The sequence below is a fragment of the Streptomyces sp. NPDC056480 genome (assembly GCF_042795405.1).
GTDB lineage: Bacteria > Actinomycetota > Actinomycetes > Streptomycetales > Streptomycetaceae > Streptomyces.
Genome location: NZ_JBHTSA010000061.1, coordinates 11,856 through 27,529, shown reverse-complemented (window position 1 = coordinate 27,529; position 15,674 = coordinate 11,856). Strand labels below are relative to the sequence as shown.

At 74.3% G+C, this 15,674-nt stretch carries 15 protein-coding genes; 4 read left to right on the top strand and 11 right to left on the bottom strand.

Features of this window, described 5'->3' with window-relative positions:
* Position 1 precedes the first annotated feature (1 nt).
* Positions 2–439: a phage tail protein gene (locus tag ACFQ79_RS24770; protein ID WP_030317091.1), complete on the bottom strand. Its 438-nt coding sequence runs from the start codon at positions 437–439 to the stop codon at positions 2–4.
* A 65-nt stretch (positions 440–504) separates the two neighbouring features.
* The gene (locus tag ACFQ79_RS24765; RefSeq protein ID WP_383586975.1) at positions 505–1,410 is read right to left on the bottom strand and encodes a hypothetical protein; all 906 of its coding nucleotides are present in this window, start codon (positions 1,408–1,410) and stop codon (positions 505–507) included.
* Positions 1,411–1,453: 43 nt separating this feature from the next.
* Here ACFQ79_RS24765 and ACFQ79_RS24760 point away from each other — a divergent pair, with 43 nt between their 5' ends.
* The 3 genes from ACFQ79_RS24760 to ACFQ79_RS24750 all read left to right on the top strand — a co-directional run bounded on the left by ACFQ79_RS24760 (position 1,454) and on the right by ACFQ79_RS24750 (position 3,571).
* Positions 1,454–1,684 (top strand): hypothetical protein, encoded by a 231-nt coding sequence (locus ACFQ79_RS24760; RefSeq protein WP_383586973.1) that lies wholly within the window; start codon positions 1,454–1,456, stop codon positions 1,682–1,684.
* 108 nt (positions 1,685–1,792) lie between these two features.
* Positions 1,793–2,269: a hypothetical protein gene (locus ACFQ79_RS24755; RefSeq protein ID WP_383586971.1), complete on the top strand. Its 477-nt coding sequence runs from the start codon at positions 1,793–1,795 to the stop codon at positions 2,267–2,269.
* Between the two features lie 558 nt (positions 2,270–2,827).
* Complete coding sequence (locus ACFQ79_RS24750; protein ID WP_383586969.1) at positions 2,828–3,571, top strand: hypothetical protein; 744 nt, start codon at positions 2,828–2,830, stop codon at positions 3,569–3,571.
* Here the strand turns inward: ACFQ79_RS24750 and ACFQ79_RS24745 are convergent.
* The 4 genes from ACFQ79_RS24745 to ACFQ79_RS24730 form a co-directional block, all read right to left on the bottom strand.
* Positions 3,535–3,687: a DUF6760 family protein gene (locus ACFQ79_RS24745; protein WP_167346856.1), complete on the bottom strand. Its 153-nt coding sequence runs from the start codon at positions 3,685–3,687 to the stop codon at positions 3,535–3,537. The genes ACFQ79_RS24750 and ACFQ79_RS24745 overlap by 37 nt on opposite strands.
* Positions 3,684–4,103, bottom strand: a complete 420-nt coding sequence (locus tag ACFQ79_RS24740) for a hypothetical protein (RefSeq protein ID WP_376336454.1) — start codon at positions 4,101–4,103, stop codon at positions 3,684–3,686. The genes ACFQ79_RS24745 and ACFQ79_RS24740 overlap by 4 nt, the downstream gene beginning before the upstream one ends.
* The gene (locus tag ACFQ79_RS24735) at positions 4,103–4,546 is read right to left on the bottom strand and encodes a phage tail protein (protein ID WP_383586967.1); all 444 of its coding nucleotides are present in this window, start codon (positions 4,544–4,546) and stop codon (positions 4,103–4,105) included. Before ACFQ79_RS24735 ends, ACFQ79_RS24740 begins: the two co-directional genes overlap by 1 nt.
* Positions 4,547–4,652: 106 nt before the next feature.
* The gene (locus tag ACFQ79_RS24730; RefSeq protein WP_383586965.1) at positions 4,653–6,245 is read right to left on the bottom strand and encodes a phage tail sheath subtilisin-like domain-containing protein; all 1,593 of its coding nucleotides are present in this window, start codon (positions 6,243–6,245) and stop codon (positions 4,653–4,655) included.
* Positions 6,246–6,643: 398 nt separating this feature from the next.
* Here ACFQ79_RS24730 and ACFQ79_RS24725 point away from each other — a divergent pair, with 398 nt between their 5' ends.
* Positions 6,644–8,308 (top strand): hydrolase, encoded by a 1,665-nt coding sequence (locus ACFQ79_RS24725; RefSeq protein WP_383586963.1) that lies wholly within the window; start codon positions 6,644–6,646, stop codon positions 8,306–8,308.
* A gap of 136 nt (positions 8,309–8,444) precedes the next feature.
* Here ACFQ79_RS24725 and ACFQ79_RS24720 read toward each other — a convergent pair whose 3' ends face one another.
* From ACFQ79_RS24720 to ACFQ79_RS24700, 5 genes are all read right to left on the bottom strand, one after another.
* Positions 8,445–10,541, bottom strand: a complete 2,097-nt coding sequence (locus tag ACFQ79_RS24720) for an ATP-binding protein (protein ID WP_383586961.1) — start codon at positions 10,539–10,541, stop codon at positions 8,445–8,447.
* Complete coding sequence (locus ACFQ79_RS24715) at positions 10,538–11,287, bottom strand: DUF4255 domain-containing protein (protein ID WP_383586959.1); 750 nt, start codon at positions 11,285–11,287, stop codon at positions 10,538–10,540. The genes ACFQ79_RS24720 and ACFQ79_RS24715 overlap by 4 nt, the downstream gene beginning before the upstream one ends.
* Positions 11,287–11,952, bottom strand: a complete 666-nt coding sequence (locus tag ACFQ79_RS24710) for a response regulator transcription factor (protein ID WP_383586957.1) — start codon at positions 11,950–11,952, stop codon at positions 11,287–11,289. Before ACFQ79_RS24710 ends, ACFQ79_RS24715 begins: the two co-directional genes overlap by 1 nt.
* Positions 11,953–12,195: 243 nt before the next feature.
* Complete coding sequence (locus ACFQ79_RS24705; RefSeq protein ID WP_383586955.1) at positions 12,196–14,331, bottom strand: FUSC family protein; 2,136 nt, start codon at positions 14,329–14,331, stop codon at positions 12,196–12,198.
* Positions 14,332–14,552: 221 nt separating this feature from the next.
* Positions 14,553–15,554: an ArsR family transcriptional regulator gene (locus tag ACFQ79_RS24700; protein ID WP_383586953.1), complete on the bottom strand. Its 1,002-nt coding sequence runs from the start codon at positions 15,552–15,554 to the stop codon at positions 14,553–14,555.
* Between the last annotated feature and the right edge of the window lie 120 nt (positions 15,555–15,674).

Sequence of the window (15,674 nt, the reverse complement as noted above, 5' to 3'; positions counted from 1 at the left end):
CTCAGGCGCCTCCCGCGTCGGTGAACCCGTGGTGGGCGATCTCCAGCGTCTCCGTCGCCACGGCCGGACTTGCCGGATCGAGGGTCGGCCCCGTCCACCGCACCGGCAACACCTCCACCAGACCCCACTGCGCCACGATCGAGCCGTCCGCGCGCAGCGCCGCGATCTGCGCCGTCGGACGGGTGATTCCCGTGGCGAGCGACGAGATCCAGGCGGCGACGTTCGCGGTCTCGGGGGTGAGCGGGCGGGTGAGGCGGATGGTGGAGAACGTGACACGGGTGGGCAACTGCCAGACGAAGCCGTTGTTGCCGCCCTCCCGGCGCTGCTCCACCTCGACCTCGGAGGAGAGACCGTCACAGCTGTTGAACACGCCGAGGTCCTCGCCGTCGATGGTGAGCTTGAAGAAGACGGTGGATGCGGGATCCGGCTGCTGGGGCATGGTGGCGGGTCTCTCGGATCGGTGCGGTCAGAGGCGGGTGGGGAGGCGGTAGGGGCGCGGTGCGGTCAGCGGCCGTGGTCGCGGAGGCGGCCCACCCGCTCGCGGTCGGCGCGGAGCTCGGCGCGGAGGAGCCGCGAGAGGGGAGTGACCAGACGGCGGGCCAACTCGTCCAGGTGGCTCGGTGATTCCGGATCAGCGGGGCCCGGGGCGGCGGTGCGCTGCACGGACGGGGAGGGCGAGGCCGGGGCGGTCCGCGTGACGGTCGTGGCGGCGCGCGGCGCGTGAGTGACAGGGGCGGGGGCTGGGGCCGGGGCGGCCGAGGTCCGCTGGAGCGGGGTGGGGGTGACCACGGGGACGGCCGGCGCGGGCGTCGTCGACGGGGTCGAGCCGGCGGCGGTCTGACGCTGGACGACCGGCCGGGCGACGGGCCGCGCGGCGGACGGCCGGGCGAGGGGGACGATGGGCCGGGGGGTGCCGGGGGGTGCGGCGGCGGTGCGCTGAACGGTCGGGGCGGGGGCTGCGGAGGGGGAGGCGGCGGCGGTCGGCGTGAAGAGGGGAACGGCGGGGGGCGTCGCGGGCACGGGTGCGGGCTGCCGGGGACCGGGCGCGGCGGGCGGAGCCGGGGTGCTGGAGGAGGGACTCGTGCTGTGCGGCAGGTTCGGGGTGAGCGGCCGGGCTGTGGCCAGCGGACGGACCGCCCGCCGCTGCACCATGGGCGCGGTGGCACGGGGGAGGTCGGTGACGGTGACGACGGGCGGCTGCGCGGGTGCGGGGGAGGGGTCGGGGGAGGGGGCAGGGGGCTGAGGCCGCGCTGCGGCCTGGGCGGGCTGGACCGGGGGAGGAGTCGACGGCCCGGTGGGTACGTTCGCGAGGGGGGTCGTGGGGGCGACCGGCGCCTGGTGCTGGTGCTGGTTCGTGGTCGACCGTTGTACGGGCGCGGCCTCGGCCGACGGCGGGACGGGGCCGACCACCCGAGTGGGTGTGACGGGGCTGCCGGGGGCAGGTGAAGCGGCCTTGGCCGGAGCAGACGCCGACGGTGTCGCGGACGCGCGTGTGATCGGCGCGCCGATCGGCGACCTGCGGGGCGTGGTGCTCGCGGGCGGTATCGACGCCTTGGTGGCGGCACGCTGCACGGGGGCGCCGAGTCCGGGCCGGGCCGGGGGAGTCGACGGCGTCGCGGGCGTTACGGAGGTGGGGGCGGGCGCCCGGGCGACCAGGGGAGCCGGGGCGATCGTTCCTGACTGAGACGTGGGTGAGGTGGGCCGTGCGGGCGCGGCTTGAACCGAGGGCGCTGTGGGCGCTGTGGGCACGGCGGCTTCCGGGGTTGCCGGGGTCGCCGGGGAGCCCGGCGTCGTGGGGTGTACCGGCGCGGTCGAAGGCGCGGGCGCGGGGACGGGCGCCGGAGTCGACGGCCGCGCCGGAGACGCGGAGCGGGGTGCGGGTGCCGCGCCCCTCGGGGGCGCGGACGCGGCGGCCGGCGGGAGCACTGGGGACGACGGCGTCACGGAGTCGGCCGGGGAGGCGGACCTGGTGACGGTTCGGGCCACCGGGGCTGCGGGAGCCTCCGGCGACGATGGGGTCGACGGCGAAGGCGACGAGGGCGACGGCGGGGTCGACGGCGTCACGGCGGCTGCGGAGGAGGAGGAAGAACGCGCGACGGCTCGGGCCACCGGGGTGGTCGGAGCCGCCGGGCGTGTCGGCGTGGTGGGTGCGTTCGAGGGGTCCTGCGCCACGGGCCCGGTGGGTGCGACGGAACCGGCCTTCTGCGCCGGAGCCGAAGGACCGGCGGGCGCAGGCGCCGAGGCCTGCCGTGTCGAAGGGCTCGCCTGAGGCGCAGGGACCGCCGGAGGCGCCGGCAGTGCCTCCGGTACCGGCGGCGTCGACGCCGTCGTGCTCCAGTCGCCGCCCGGCGCACGCCGGGAGCGGCGTACGGGCGGGCGGCGCTGCACCGGAGTGCCGGGCGTGAGGCCGGGAGTCCCGGGCCCGCCGGGGGATGCGGGACCCGGGACGTGCTGGGGCCGACCGGCAGCCGAGGGCTCCGGTGCGGCGGTGTCGGGCGCATCCGTGGGACGCGCCTCCTTCTCCGGTGTACGGACGGAGGCCGCTGCCCGCTGGACCGGAGCAGGGACGGGCCCGACCGCGGCCTCGTGGCGCGAGGCACCGGCCGGAGCCAGCTGCCGTGGCGGCTGAACAGGCCGTGCGGAGACCAGCGGAGACCGCCGAACGGGCGCGGACCGTACGGGGCTTGGCTGCGTGGCACTGGCGGACGACGCTTGCGTGGTCCCGGCCGCACCGGCCTTCGGCGCGGAGGCCGGAGCAACGCGCTCCGCCCTACCGGTGGCCGCGGCGGCACGCTGGACGGCGGGAGGCGCCGAGCGGGGCGCGCCCGTGGCCGTACGTGAAGCCTCGTCCGAGGTCACGCCCGCGTTCCCGGCCTCGCGCGCCGTGCCGCCACCCCGTACGGGAGCGGCCACGGCCTCCCCCCGTACGGGACGGGGCATCGGCGCAGGTCGACCGACAGACGGCGTCGCGCCCGTGCGCTGCACGGCCGAAGCCGTCTCCTGGCCCGAAGCCGTCGGCCCCGTCGAAGCCGTCGGCCCCGCCGAACCTGCGGAACCCGCCGAACCTGCGGGACCCGCTGATCCCGCCGAACCGGCTGATCCCGCCGAACCGGCTGAATCTGCCGGACCCGCTGATCCCGCCACCGGCAAGCGCAGCCCCGGCAGCTCCACCCCCTCAGAGGGCCCCGCCGACTTCCGTTCCACGGGCAAGGGCACCGCCCGCACCGCGTCGAGCATGACGCCGCCCGGCGCGTCCGGCACCGCCCCGTGGCCGAGGTCGCTCTGGAAGGAAGGGTTCCAGTGGGTCGCGAGCGACGCGGAGAAGCCGTACTCCGCGACGGTCCGCGGACCCGCGGCCAGGACCCGCTGCACGGGCGGCAGCGCCCGCCACGCGTCCCCGGACGCCGCCGCAGGCGCGACGGACACCGAGGTCTCCTCGCGTACACCGGATTCCGCGCCCCGCGCGTTCCGCGCCGTCCGCCACTTCCCGAACATTCCCACAGTCCCCTCCGACCTCCCTTCCCTGTCCTGTCGTTATGCCTGCGACCGCTCCACGAGGGACGCCACCTGAGCCACGTACCTCCGTCGGTCCGCGTGCTCCAGATCGAGGATGTCGTCCATGCCCCAGTGGAAGTGGAAGGCGAGGTACGCGGTCTCCTCCTCGATCCGGTCGGCCGCGTACGTCACGATTCCCCCAGGCGGCTCCCGGCCAGCTCGACCTCGAAGGACTCCTCGCAGTGCGGGCACGCCACCGCGGCCCGGGTGTGGCCCTCCGCGTTGATCTGCCGGTAGAAGTCCTGGAGGAACGCCAGGTCGGAGGCGAACATGTTCTCCACCGTCCCGTCGTGGACCGACGGGAGCGTGCCGAGCCGGGTGATGACCCGGCCGAGCAGCACCACGGACAGGTACGCCGGGTTCTCGCGGACCCGGATGTCGCGCAGCGGGAGCAGTTCGTCCCGGGCCGTGGCCAGCCGCATCGCCCCGTTGCGGTGCACGGTGCCCGCCTCGTCGACGAAACCGCGCGGCAGCTCGAACTCGAACTCCGTGCGGAGCGGCTCCTGCGGGCGGCCCTGCTGCGCGCCCGCCGATCCCTCGCGTCGCATCAGCCGAGCGTCAGCTCTTCGAAGGTGATGGTGACCTGTTCGGTGAGTGCCGCGGCGTCGCCGGCCTTGGTCGCGCTCAGCTCCACCTTGGTGCACCAGGCGTTGCGCAGGTTGTACCGCTTGACCTCGGTGAGCTGGTAGTCCAGGAAGATGATGGACGCGTCCTTGCGGGCCGAGCCCATGTCGCCGGCGATGGACGACGTGATCCACTCGGTGAACGCGGCGGACTGGGTCGCACCACGGGTCACCGTGCACTGACCGGCCTTCTTCACGCCGGGGAGCTTCTTGATGATCGGCTTGCCGTCCGCCGAGACCTGCTGGAACTCGATGACGTCCTGCTCCATCGAGAGGCCGCTGATCTCCTGCAGGGTCTCGACCATGACGCCGTCGATCTGCAGGCCGAAATTGTGGGTGGTGAGGGCGTCACCGGTGTCGAGGGACATGGGGGTTCACTCCTGTTCGAGGGGCGGATCCGGGCGCGGCAGACGCGCGGACCCGGGGCCGGAAGGGGCGGGGCGACGAGCGGTACGGAGGGCGAGGAGGGGAGGACTACTCCTCCAGCTCGCCCCCGCCGCCCTGGATCTGCGCGAGCCGGAAGACCACGAACTCGGCCGGCTTCACCGGGGCGATGCCGATCTCGCAGACCACACGGCCGAGGTCGACCGACTCCGGCGGGTTGGTCTCCGCGTCGCACTTCACGTAGAAGGCGTCCTCCGCGCGCTGGCCGAACAGCGCGCCCTGGCGCCACTCGTTGACGAGGAAGGCCGAGATGTTGCGGCGGATACGGGCCCACAGCGAGGGGTCGTTGGGCTCGAAGACGACCCACTGCGTCCCGACGAGGATCGACTCCTCCAGGTAGTTGAAGTAGCGGCGGACGTTCAGGTAGCGCCACGCCGGGTCGGAGGCCAGCGTCCGCGCGCCCCACACCCGGATGCCGCGGCCCGGGAAGGCGCGGATGCAGTTCACGCCGATCGGGTTGAGCAGGTCCTGTTCGCCCCGCGTGATCTGGAGCTCCAGGTCGACCGCGCCGCGCACGATCTCGTTGGCGGGCGCCTTGTGGACACCGCGCTCGGCGTCGTTGCGCGCCCACACGCCGGCCATGTGGCCCGACGGCGGAACCACCCGGGTCTGACCGCTCGCCGGGTCGAAGGCCTTGATCCACGGGTAGTAGAGGGCTGCGTACGGGGAGTCGTAACCGGCGATCTCCTGGCGCCACTTGCGGATGTCGCGGGCGTTCAGCGACGGCGGCGGGTCGAGGATCGCCATCCGGTCGCCCATCAGCTCGCAGTGGGCGATGAGACCGATCTGGACGGCCTTGACCTGCTCCAGATCGATGAGCCCCTGCTGGTAGGCGGCCATCAGGTCGGGCACGGCGACCATGTTGATCTCGTCGTACGCCTCCAGGCCGCCGAAGCCGGTGCGGTCGGCGGAGTCGCCGATGAACTGCCCGGACTCCAGGGCGGCGGCGACGTCGGCGCCCGCGTCGACCTGAGCCGGGATCCGCGCGGGCGGGGCGAGCGTCACGGACTGCGCGTCGGGCCTGGCGAGCTGCCCGCCGGCCACGGCCTCCTCCAGGACGATCGTCTTGGAACGCTGCTTGACCTGCGCGACCACGTAGTTGCGGGCGCTCTTCTTGGCGGAGGCGTCGAAGCTCTCGACGACCTTCTCGCCGTCCTTGACCACCAGCTTGAAGCGCTCCGCCTCGCCCTCGACGTCCTGCACCTCGACGGTGAGCGCCCCGCCGGCCTCGGAACCGGCCGTGATCGCGGCGACCTTGAAGGTGCCCAGCGCGACGGCCTCACCGGCGACGAGCTCCGGAGTGGCGGCGGCCGCCGACGCGGCGGCCGATCCGACGGCGCGCGTGGCGCCCTGCGCGTCGCCACCGCCGACCCGCACGACGTAGGCGGCGGTGCCGCCGTTGTTGAAGAACCCGTACACGGAGTGGGCGAGGTAGTACCCGTCCGTGAAGTCACCGAACGACGCCACGTACTGGGACCAGTTGGTGACGAGCACGGGCTCGTTGAGCGGCCCGGCGGGCGCGAGCCCGACGAAGGCGGCGACAGAGGTTCCGAGGCCCTCGATGGGACGGGAGCCGCTGGCGACTTCCTCGACGTAGACGCCGGGGGACAGGTACGTGGGCATGGTGCGTGTTCTCCTCGGAGAGCGTGGTTCTGCGGAAGGCGGTGGCTCTGCGGTGTCACGGCGTGGGGCGTGCGGTTGCCCGCGTCCGGCGTGCTGCGGTGAGTCGACCTCGTCCCGCTCGCCCTCCCCGACCGTGGACAGCGGTCGTACGCCTCCGACTCTCGCCGAGCCGCGCCGCCCCGAGCAGGGGAGAAGGGGCGCTCACGAGGGCAGGGCCGATTGCCCTCCCGGACATCGGACACCCGACGTCCGGCCCGCGGTTCGTGCGCCCCGGCCCCGCGACCCGGGCGCTGCGGCGCCCGCACCGCAGCCGACGGGCTGCCGGGGCACGTCACGCTGCCCCCGAGCAGGGACTTTCGGGCAGCCGGACACCCCACCCGCGCCCTTAACGTTCGCCCATGACCATGTGGACCTCTCTGGACCCGGCCGAGGTGACCGTCGAGCCCGGAGCACGGGCCGGCGCCCGACTGCGGGTGCGGAACACCGGCGACACCGTCGAGGAATACCGCCTCTCCCTCGTCGGCAAACCCTCGGGCTGGTCCCGGGTCGAGCCGGACGTGCTCCGCCTCTACCCGGGCAGCGAGGGGACCGCCGAGATCTCCTTCGCCCCGCCCCGCTCCTCGGACGTGGAGGCCGGACCCCTCGCGTACGGCATCCGCGTCGACCCCCGGGAGAACTCCGGGGCCCGCGACGTCGTGGAGGGCCGGCTGACCGTCACGCCCTTCACCGAGACGCGCGCCGAACTGCTGCCGCCCGCGCTGATCGGGCGCTTCCGGGGGCGGGCCCGCATCGCCGTGGACAACCTCGGCAACACCCCCCTGACCGCGTCCCTCGTGGCGCGCGACGAGGCCAACCGGCTCACCTTCGACGTACGGCCCAACGCCGTGCAGATCGCCCCCGGACGCGCCGCCTTCGGCGAACTGGTGGTGCGGCCGCAGGCCGTGCGATGGACCGGCGCCGAGGAGTCGCATCGCTTCACCGTGGCCGTCCGGCGGGCCGGCGACGACACCGCCCTCGACCTCGACGCCACCTTCGACCAGCGCCCCGTCTTCGGGAACTGGCTCGTCGTCGCGGGCGGACTCCTGCTGACGGCCGTGATCGCGTTCGTCGTGCTCTGGATCAACTTCTCTCCGAAGGTCGTCAGCGCGGCGAAGGATCTCCGGGCGACCAACGCGCCCCGGCCCGCGCCGCAGGGCACCGGCGACGCGCTCCCCGATGCGCCGCCCCCGCCCGACGGGAGCGGAGGACCCACCCCGGGCGCGAAGCCGCCCGGCTCCCTCCCGCCCCTGACGGACGGGGGATCGCCGGGCGGCGGCGACGGAACGGGTGACGACGCGGGCGGCGGCAGCGGGCCGACCGAGGGCGGTGCTCCCGGCGGTGGTGGCGGCGGCGACGGTGGAGGCGGCGGAGCCGATCCCACCGAGGGCGGCCAGGACCCCGGTGACGGCGGCGGGAACCAGAAGCCGCCGCCCCCGCCCCCGCCGGCCCAGCAGCTCACCCTGCCGCCGTGGCGCCAGGGCTACCCGAGGGACCTCGTCGTCGAATTCGCCCAGGAGCGCCTCGCGAGCCTGGGGACGAGCAACGCCTGCACGCTCAAGCCGGGGTGGACCCCGGGCGTGATCGACACCCGGACCCGCGCCTCCCTCGCGTGCTATCAGCACGCCGTGGTCAATGACGGGGTCAAGAACGGGAGGAACTCCGCCGCCATCTTCGACACGGACAAGGAGGGGGAGCTCGGCCGGGCGACCCTCACCTCCCTGTGGGCCCAGCGCATCACGCCCGACTCGGTGAAGAGCGGTGCCAACACCATGCAGACGACCCAGCTGATGGCGGCCTTCTGGTGGGCCTACAACCGCCAGTCCGACACCAAGGACCTCGAGAAGGCACGCTGGTTCGCCCAGGCCGGGATCGACTACCTGCGCTCGGACAAGCAGACGGCCACCCGGTACAACAGCAGCGTCGCCGACCACATACGTCAGTACCAGGCGGCCGTCGGTCTGCCCGTGAACGGGACGGCCGACTGGAACACGATCCGCAAGATGGTCGGCGGCAGCGTCATGTAGCCGAGCCGAGCCGAACTGAGCTGCGGGGGCTGCGGGGAGTCGGGCTCCAGGGACTCGACAGCACAGGAGAGGGGGCCACCCGCGCCGGGTGGCCCCCCTCTCCGTCGTCGCTCCCGCGTCCCGCGTCCCGCCCCCGTCACGGAGCCCAGGGCGCCCGCCCCTCCAGGACCAGCCGCCCCGCCTTCCGGTACTCGCGCCGCGCCCCCGTCCGCACGTCCTCGCCCGTCACCGCCGAGCCACGGGCCGCGGCCAGGTATCCGGCCGTGACCGCGGCCGACCGGATCGCGCCGCCCGCCAGCTCGAACTCCTTGGCACAGCGCGCGATCTCGTCGGCCACGTCCGCCGCCTTCGGGGTGCCCGCCAGGCAGGCGTTCCACAGCGACACCCGCTGCTCGGGGTCGGGGAACGGAAAGTCCACGACCACGTCGAGCCTGCGGGTGAACGCGTCGTCGATGTTGGCCCTGAGGTTGGTGGTGAGCACCGCGATCCCGTCGAACGCCTCAAGACGCTGCAGCAGATACGCGCTCTCCAGGTTGGCGTACCGGTCGTGCGAGCTCTTCACCTCCGACCGCTTGCCGAACACCGCGTCCGCCTCGTCGAACAGCAGCACACAGTCCGTGCGGTCCACCTCGACGAAGATCCGCTCCAGGTTCTTCTCGGTCTCGCCGACGTACTTGTCGACCACCGAGGAGAGGTCCACCACATAGAGGTCCAGGCCGAGTTCGCCCGCCACCACCTCGGCACCGAGCGTCTTGCCGGTGCCCGACTCCCCGGCGAACAGCGCCACGACACCGCGCCCGCGTCCGCCACCGGTGCGCAGCCGCCACTCGCCGAGCACCCGGTCCCTGTGACGGGCCCGCGCGGTCAGCTCGTGCAGCAGACCCAATGGCTCCTCGGGCAGCACGAGATCGGCGAATCCGACGGCTGGCCGGATCCGTCGGGCGTGGCTGTCGAGCAGCGGTGCCGAGACGAGCCGGGCACTGTGCCGCACGTGTGCCAGGGTCGGAGCGGTGCCCTCGAAGGCGGCGAGCGCCCGCGCCGTACGGGCCGCACGGCGGACCTGAGCACCGCTGAGGCGGTACGCCGCCGTGGCCTCGGCCAGGTCGAAGTCACCGTCCAGGCGACCGAGTTCACGCTGCCACAGGTCGGCTGTGCCGACCGTGCCGCCCGGCGCGTCGAGGGCCAGGAGTTCCGCGTCCGGTGCCCAAGCGGGGTCGGGCGCCTCAGTGCCGGCGAGGACCACCGTCGTGCCGGACGAGACGAGCGCCCGCACCAGCGGCCCGGGCCGCTGCGGCAGCGGTTCGACGACGACGGCGGCGCCGCGCAGCCGTGCCTCGCGCAGCACGGCCCGTGCCTCCGTCGCGTCGACGCTCTCCGGCCGGTACCGCAGGACGGGCCGCCCGGCCGCGAGGAGTCCCGCCACGACCGCGTCCGTGGCGGCCCCCGGCACGCGCTCCCGCAGATGTACGGTGACCGGCCCGGCGGCGGCGACCCGTTCGCCGAGCGGCGTGGTCGCCATGTCCGGTTCCGCGCCGGCGGGGGGCGGCGTCGACAACTCCACCCCGACCCCGATCAGGCGGGCGTCCATCCGGCTGTCGTCGCCCAGCAGATGCGCCACCACCCGCTCCGGTACGCGCAGGGCACGACCCGGCAGCGGCCGGTCCTCGTCCTCGACATCGAGCAGGCCCCCGGAGCGCAGCGGCGCGCCCGGATGGAAACGGTCACGTGCGGCGGGGTCGAAGGGGCCGGTGCCCGCCAGGTCGAGGGCGAGCGCCATCGTGGCGCGGCGCCGCCCGACATCGTCGTTGAGGTACCCGTACAGGGCCTCGAAACCCCGGTCCACGTCGGGCGCGAGCGCCACGAGCAGGATGTGCGCGTCGAGCGGCGACAGCCCGAAGGCCCGCGCGAGCGCGCCGAGGCGATCGTCTCCGCCGAGGTCCGGCAGGGGGAGAGCGCCGTCGTGAGCGTCGTGAGCTTCACGCGCCTCCTGAATCTCACGAGTCCCATTCACCTCGTGAGACGCACGTGCCTCGTGCACCTCGTGCACCTCGGGGCCGAGCGGCCCCGCGGCGATCCGGTGTGCGGACTCCGCGGACAGGTAGAGCCCGCGCAGCGGATCACCGGCCGTGGGGTCACCGGCACTGCGTACGTCGACGAGCGTGGCGACCCGCGCACGCAGGACCGCGAGCTGTGCGAGCAGCGGGGACCCGAGGACGGCCCGGGGGTCGCTCATGCGCCGGCCCCGTCCTGCGAGCCGCAGCCGTCGCTGCCGCTGCCGCTCTCCAGGGCTTCCAGGGCCTGCAAGGCCTCGAACGCCGCCGCGCTCTCCTTGGTCTCATCGGGCGTCCGGGCCTGATGGCGGGTCCGTGCCGCCGCCCCCTGGCGCCGTAGCATCCGGGGCCTCGACGCGGCGGGCACCCCCGCGACGCCGCGTACGACGATCTCTCCCTCGGTGACCGGCGGGGCCACCTCGTACACCGGTGCCACCGGGAACGGCGTGGTGATCACGACGTCGAGCGAGGGCTTCAGCTCACCGCCGAGCGCCGACCAGATGTCGGCGAGCGAGCGCGACTCGGTGGGCGGGACCGCGACGGAGATCGGCAGCTGGGTGGTGATCGAGCGCACCGACTCCGGCACCGTTGCGTCCGGCAGCACCTCGTGCGGGAGCAACAGCGCCATCGCGCCCGACAGCAGCCGGTGCTCGTCCTCGGGGCGCGAGGTCCAGGCGGTCACCAGGTACGAGAGCCGGAACCAGCGCGGCGGGCGGCGCTTGTGCGTGACGATGCCCTGGGCGTCCCGTTCGGCATGGGCGCCGCGCTCGCGCCGGGCCACGTCCTCCCGGATGTCGTACAGATAGGCGTTCAGGGTCGGGGCGTTGCGGCGGGCCGCCCAGTCGCGGGTCGGCGCGTCGAAGGCGACATCGCCCTCGACGGCGGGCGTCAGCAGGCTGCGCAGTGCCTCGTCGATCTCATGGAGCATCAGATGTAGCCTTCACGGAGCGCGTACGCGACGGCATGCGCCCGGTTGGTGAGCTGCAGACGCGTCATCAGCGCGTGCAGGATGTTCTTGACGGTGCGCTCGGAGTAGGCGAGCTTCTCGCTGATCTGCCGGGTGTCGAGCCCCTCGGCGAGCAGCCTCAGGACGTCCACCTCACGCGGCGCCATCCCGAAGAGCGGCGCCGCCCCTCCGGTGGCCGCGCCCGCCGTCGTCGCCCGCTGCAGGCGCCCCACCTGGTTCAGGAGACGGCTGACGAGGTCCGGCGGGAGTTCGCCCTCACCGCGCGCGGCGCTGTGCACGGCGCTCAACAGCCTCTGCTCGGTGGCCTGATGCCGCCAGATGATGGCCCGCACCCCGTACTCGACGACGGCCAGCAGGTCGGGTTCGCGCAGCTCGCGCGCGACGAGCACGACACGTTGGTCCCTGCCGCGGAGCAGGCGCCGCAGTTCGGCCGTGGTGGGGTCGTCGATCCGCTCCGCGAGCATCACCGCGACCGCCGGGGAGTCCGGGCACACGTCGTCCTGGTCAGGGACGACGTCGACGGTCGGCTGATGCCTCAGGTGGCTGATGAGCCCGGCCCGGCTCAGTGGATCGGACGCGTGGACGGTCACCGTCACCCGCTTGGTGAGCACTTCCGCTACCTGCACTTTCTCCCTCGCCTCGACCGTCCGTGCGCGGCCGCGTGGTGAGGTCCCCGTGGTCTGACGATGACTGGTCTGCCGATGATCGGTCTGCTGTGGTGCTGTCCGTGGCCGGCGTGCCGGCCACGGTGGTCCCCTTCAGGTTCCCGTGCGCCGCTCACGTCCCGCTGCCGCCGTGCTAACGCATCGCTGTCGTCCTTCAGAACCCGGGTGTTCGGCTCTGCACAGTCAATTCCCATGTGGCACGGCTCACTTGTGGTCGCCCGCGATCCGCTCCATGTCCGTCATCAGCGAATCCAGCCATTCGACGGCGGCGTAGTACGGCCGGGGAGCACCCGGTGGCTCGGCGTCGAAGTCGGCGAAGTCCCGTGCGCCGACGGCGACCGGTGTGCCCGGAGTGTCGCCGATGGGGTCCAGCCGGGCCGAGACCAGCAGCATGCCCGCGGCCACCCGGTCGCCGATCCGGGTGACCGCCTCCGCCGGCTCCTGGGGCAGGGGCGGGACGACGGTCGGTGCGGGCGGCACGAGCAGCCGGTCCGCACCCCACAGGGTGTGGTGGCCGGACAGCAGGGCGGCCTGCCAGTCCTGTGTGTCGTTCGGCTTGTCCAGTGCCTTCGGCTCGCTCCGGTACTGCGCGTACGCCGATTCCGCCATGATCAGTGCATGCTGCAACGACCGGTGGCCCGGCGACATGGTCACAGGCGCGCGCGCCCCGCCGGCGGCGAGCTGCGAGGTCGTGGCCACCACGGTCTCCGCGGCGCTCCGCAGCATCGTCGCCACCGACCGCCGCAACTCGTCGTGGGCCCCCTTGGGCCAGGCGAGCAGTCCGAACACGGCGCCGACCGCGCTGCCCGCGACCACGTCGAGCAGCCGGAACTCGGCGAGCCGCCAGGTAGCGGGGGCCAGCTGGGCGAAGACGAGGGCGACGACCATCGTGAACATCGCCTGGGCCCACCCCACTCCCTTCACCGGACCCAGGGTGAAGGCGACCAGCATCAGCGGAGGCAGCGCGGCGGTGTACACCGTGGTGTCCGTCCCGACCAGGGCGAGCAGCGCGGCCACGACGACCGCGCCCACGAGGGTGCCGGTGAGCGCCACCCGCACCGTGCTCCTCGTCTCCCGCGCCGTCGTCCGGGTCAGGGTGAGCGTGGCGAGGAGCATCCAGAATCCGTGCGGGAGCGTGTCGAGGCCGGCGATGGTCCGTGCCGCCGCGAGCGCCAGCGCGATGCGCACCGCGTTCTGGAAGAACACCGACCGCTGCCCCGCATGCCCCGAGAGCCGCCGCCACCAGAGCTCGGGTGCCCGCATCCGCGCGTACCAGAACCGGCCCGGCGCCGCCGCCGGGGCGGCCCTGCCCCGGACGGCGATCTCCGCCGCCATGGACGTCGCCAGCGCGGCGTCGGCCACCTCCAGGACCGCCGCGTGGCGGCGCAGCGCGGCGGGCGCGGCATCCGGCTCGGCACCCTCGGCCAGGGCGCGACGGGCCTCCTGGAGCCGGGAGCGGGCGTCCCCCGAGCCGTCGCGGCCGCGCAGCAGGGACGCGGTCTCCAGACACGTGTCCCGCACCGCGCGCAGCACCTCGGGCCACGTCCGCGCCTCCGCCGGGCCGCCGGGCGGCGGCGGAAGCGACGTCAGCCGCCCGAGGAGGGTGCGGGTGGCGAGACCGGTGTGCGCCAGGGCCCGGGCCCTGACACCCGGACCCGCGGGCCGCTCCGCCTCCGGCACCCGTGAGGACCGCAGGCTGCCGCTCAGCTCCCGGGCCGCCCGTAGCGCCGTGTCGTCGAGCGTGTACGGGGCGGAGGTCAGGTCGTCGGCACAGCGCGCCGCGCGGTCGGCGGCCCGGGCGGCCAGCTCGCGGTAGGGGACGCCCTGCACGCGATCGGGCAGCAGGAACGCCTCGGCGAGGATCAGCAGCGCCAGGCCGACCGTCGCTCCGACCAGCCGTTCGCCGAGGGACTCGGGGACGTAGGGCGGGAAGGACGGCAGGATGTACATCAGTTGCAGTCCCGGAGCGGCGCCGGCGGGCCGCGGCCCTCCCACGGCCATGAAGGCGAGGACGAATCCGATGACCAGCATGCCCAGGACGGCACTCCACGTCCGTACGGACAGATAGGTGCCGATCGTGATGAGGGCCCAGCAGGCGGGCACCACGGGCAGCAGGGTCGCCGCGCGCTGCCGCCCGGTGCCGGGGATGTGCGAGAGACCCGCCATCGCGACCGCCGCGAAGAGCGCGTACGTGGCGGCGACGGGCGAGTCGAAGCCGTACAGGAAGAGGTAGAAGCCGGCGGCAGCGGCGACCGTGACGCGCACCGACCGCCGTACGGCCGCCGCGTAGGCGGGCGGGAGCCGGGCCTTCGACAGCCGCTCCCCGGGAGTGCCACCCATATCCCCAGGATCCACCGGGACGCACCGTCCGGCACGCGGCGACCTTCAGCCCCTGCGCCGATCGGTGCCCCGTGGCCGCCGGGCCGGGCCGTAGGACCCGGCGGCCTGCGGCCCGGTGCCCTGCGGCCCGGTGCCCTGCGGCCCGGTGCCCTGCGGCCCGGTGCCCTGCGGCCCGGTGCCCTACGGCACGGCCCGGTGTCCACGCGATGGGTGCCGCCCGCTCAGACCCCGGCCAGCAGGGAGGCGCCGAGCGGGGTGAGGCTGTGGAGCACCGACGTGCCCGTCCGCACGGTGGTGATCAGGCCCGCTCCGCGCAGGACCCCCGCGTGCTGGCTGGCGGCCGCGAGCGAGAGCGCCGCGCGCTCGGCGAGCGCCGTCGTGGTGGCGGGCGACCGCAGCAGCGCGAGGACCTGGGCTCGACTGCGCCCGAGCAGGGCCGCCAGCGCCTCCGGCCGTTCAGGGGACCCGTCCGCGCGGCCCGCGCCGGCACCGTCGTCGTACAGGGGATAGACGAGCACGGTCGCCGCCTCCGGGCGGTACATCACCATCGGGCCGGTCGCGAACCAGGACGGGACGAGGAGCAGGCCGCGCCCGCACAACGGGATGTCGTACGTCGAGGCGGACGGCAGGTGCAGCGTCGGCGGCTGCCAGTTCCAGGTCGTGCCCAGCGTGGTGAGGAGGGCGTCGACACCGCCGCGCAGCAGCATCTCCGCCCGGAGCGCCCGATCGGTCAGAGCGTCGCTGCGGATCCGTGGCCAGAGCGGCTCGATCGCCGTACGGAAGTAGCCGCGCGTGTCGTCGATCAGGGCCGCGGAAGCGGCCGGTACGCCGTGGGCCAGATCGTGGGCCCACCGGCCGGGTCGGCCCAGGCCGCCGTTCCAGCCGGATGCCTCCGGTATCCCGAGATCGAGCGCCAGCCGCTCCAGCGGCGTCGAGGCCGCCGACTCCAGGGCCTCGGCGAAGTCGTGCGCCGCCGGTTGCAGCAGGAAGTCCGGGACGAAGGCGTCCTCGGTGAGCAGTTCGGCGAGAACACCCGCCCTGACGTGCGCGCCTCCCGGCAGGGACTCGTGCCACTGCCGGGCCGCGGTCCGTACCCGCGCACCCCGGCGCGAGCCCGTACGGAGGCCCAGACGGAGACTCAGAACGGTCTCCGACAGCGCGTTCGCCGCCGGGGCGAGCGTGATCCGGCGCAGATCGGCGGCCGTGAAGTGAAGACGGATCATGCCGACCGATTATCGGCCCCACGGCCGCGTTCCCCCAGAGGGTACGGCGGACCCTTTCGCCCAGGCGTGAAAGGCGATGCGTCGCGGACGACGAGGGAGCACGCTCCCCGTGTCCTTCTC

Bases quoted from the DNA above. Each gene is read 5' to 3' on its own strand.
- ACFQ79_RS24770 (WP_030317091.1), bottom strand. From the start codon at position 439: ATGCCCCAGCAGCCGGATCCCGCATCCACCGTCTTCTTCAAGCTCACC.
- ACFQ79_RS24740 (WP_376336454.1), bottom strand. From the start codon at position 4,103: ATGCGACGCGAGGGATCGGCGGGCGCGCAGCAGGGCCGCCCGCAGGAG.
- ACFQ79_RS24735 (WP_383586967.1), bottom strand. From the start codon at position 4,546: ATGTCCCTCGACACCGGTGACGCCCTCACCACCCACAATTTCGGCCTG.
- ACFQ79_RS24730 (WP_383586965.1), bottom strand. From the start codon at position 6,245: ATGCCCACGTACCTGTCCCCCGGCGTCTACGTCGAGGAAGTCGCCAGC.
- ACFQ79_RS24725 (WP_383586963.1), top strand. From the start codon at position 6,644: ATGACCATGTGGACCTCTCTGGACCCGGCCGAGGTGACCGTCGAGCCC.
- ACFQ79_RS24720 (WP_383586961.1), bottom strand. From the start codon at position 10,541: ATGAGCGACCCCCGGGCCGTCCTCGGGTCCCCGCTGCTCGCACAGCTC.
- ACFQ79_RS24715 (WP_383586959.1), bottom strand. From the start codon at position 11,287: ATGCTCCATGAGATCGACGAGGCACTGCGCAGCCTGCTGACGCCCGCC.
- ACFQ79_RS24705 (WP_383586955.1), bottom strand. From the start codon at position 14,331: ATGGGTGGCACTCCCGGGGAGCGGCTGTCGAAGGCCCGGCTCCCGCCC.
- ACFQ79_RS24700 (WP_383586953.1), bottom strand. From the start codon at position 15,554: ATGATCCGTCTTCACTTCACGGCCGCCGATCTGCGCCGGATCACGCTC.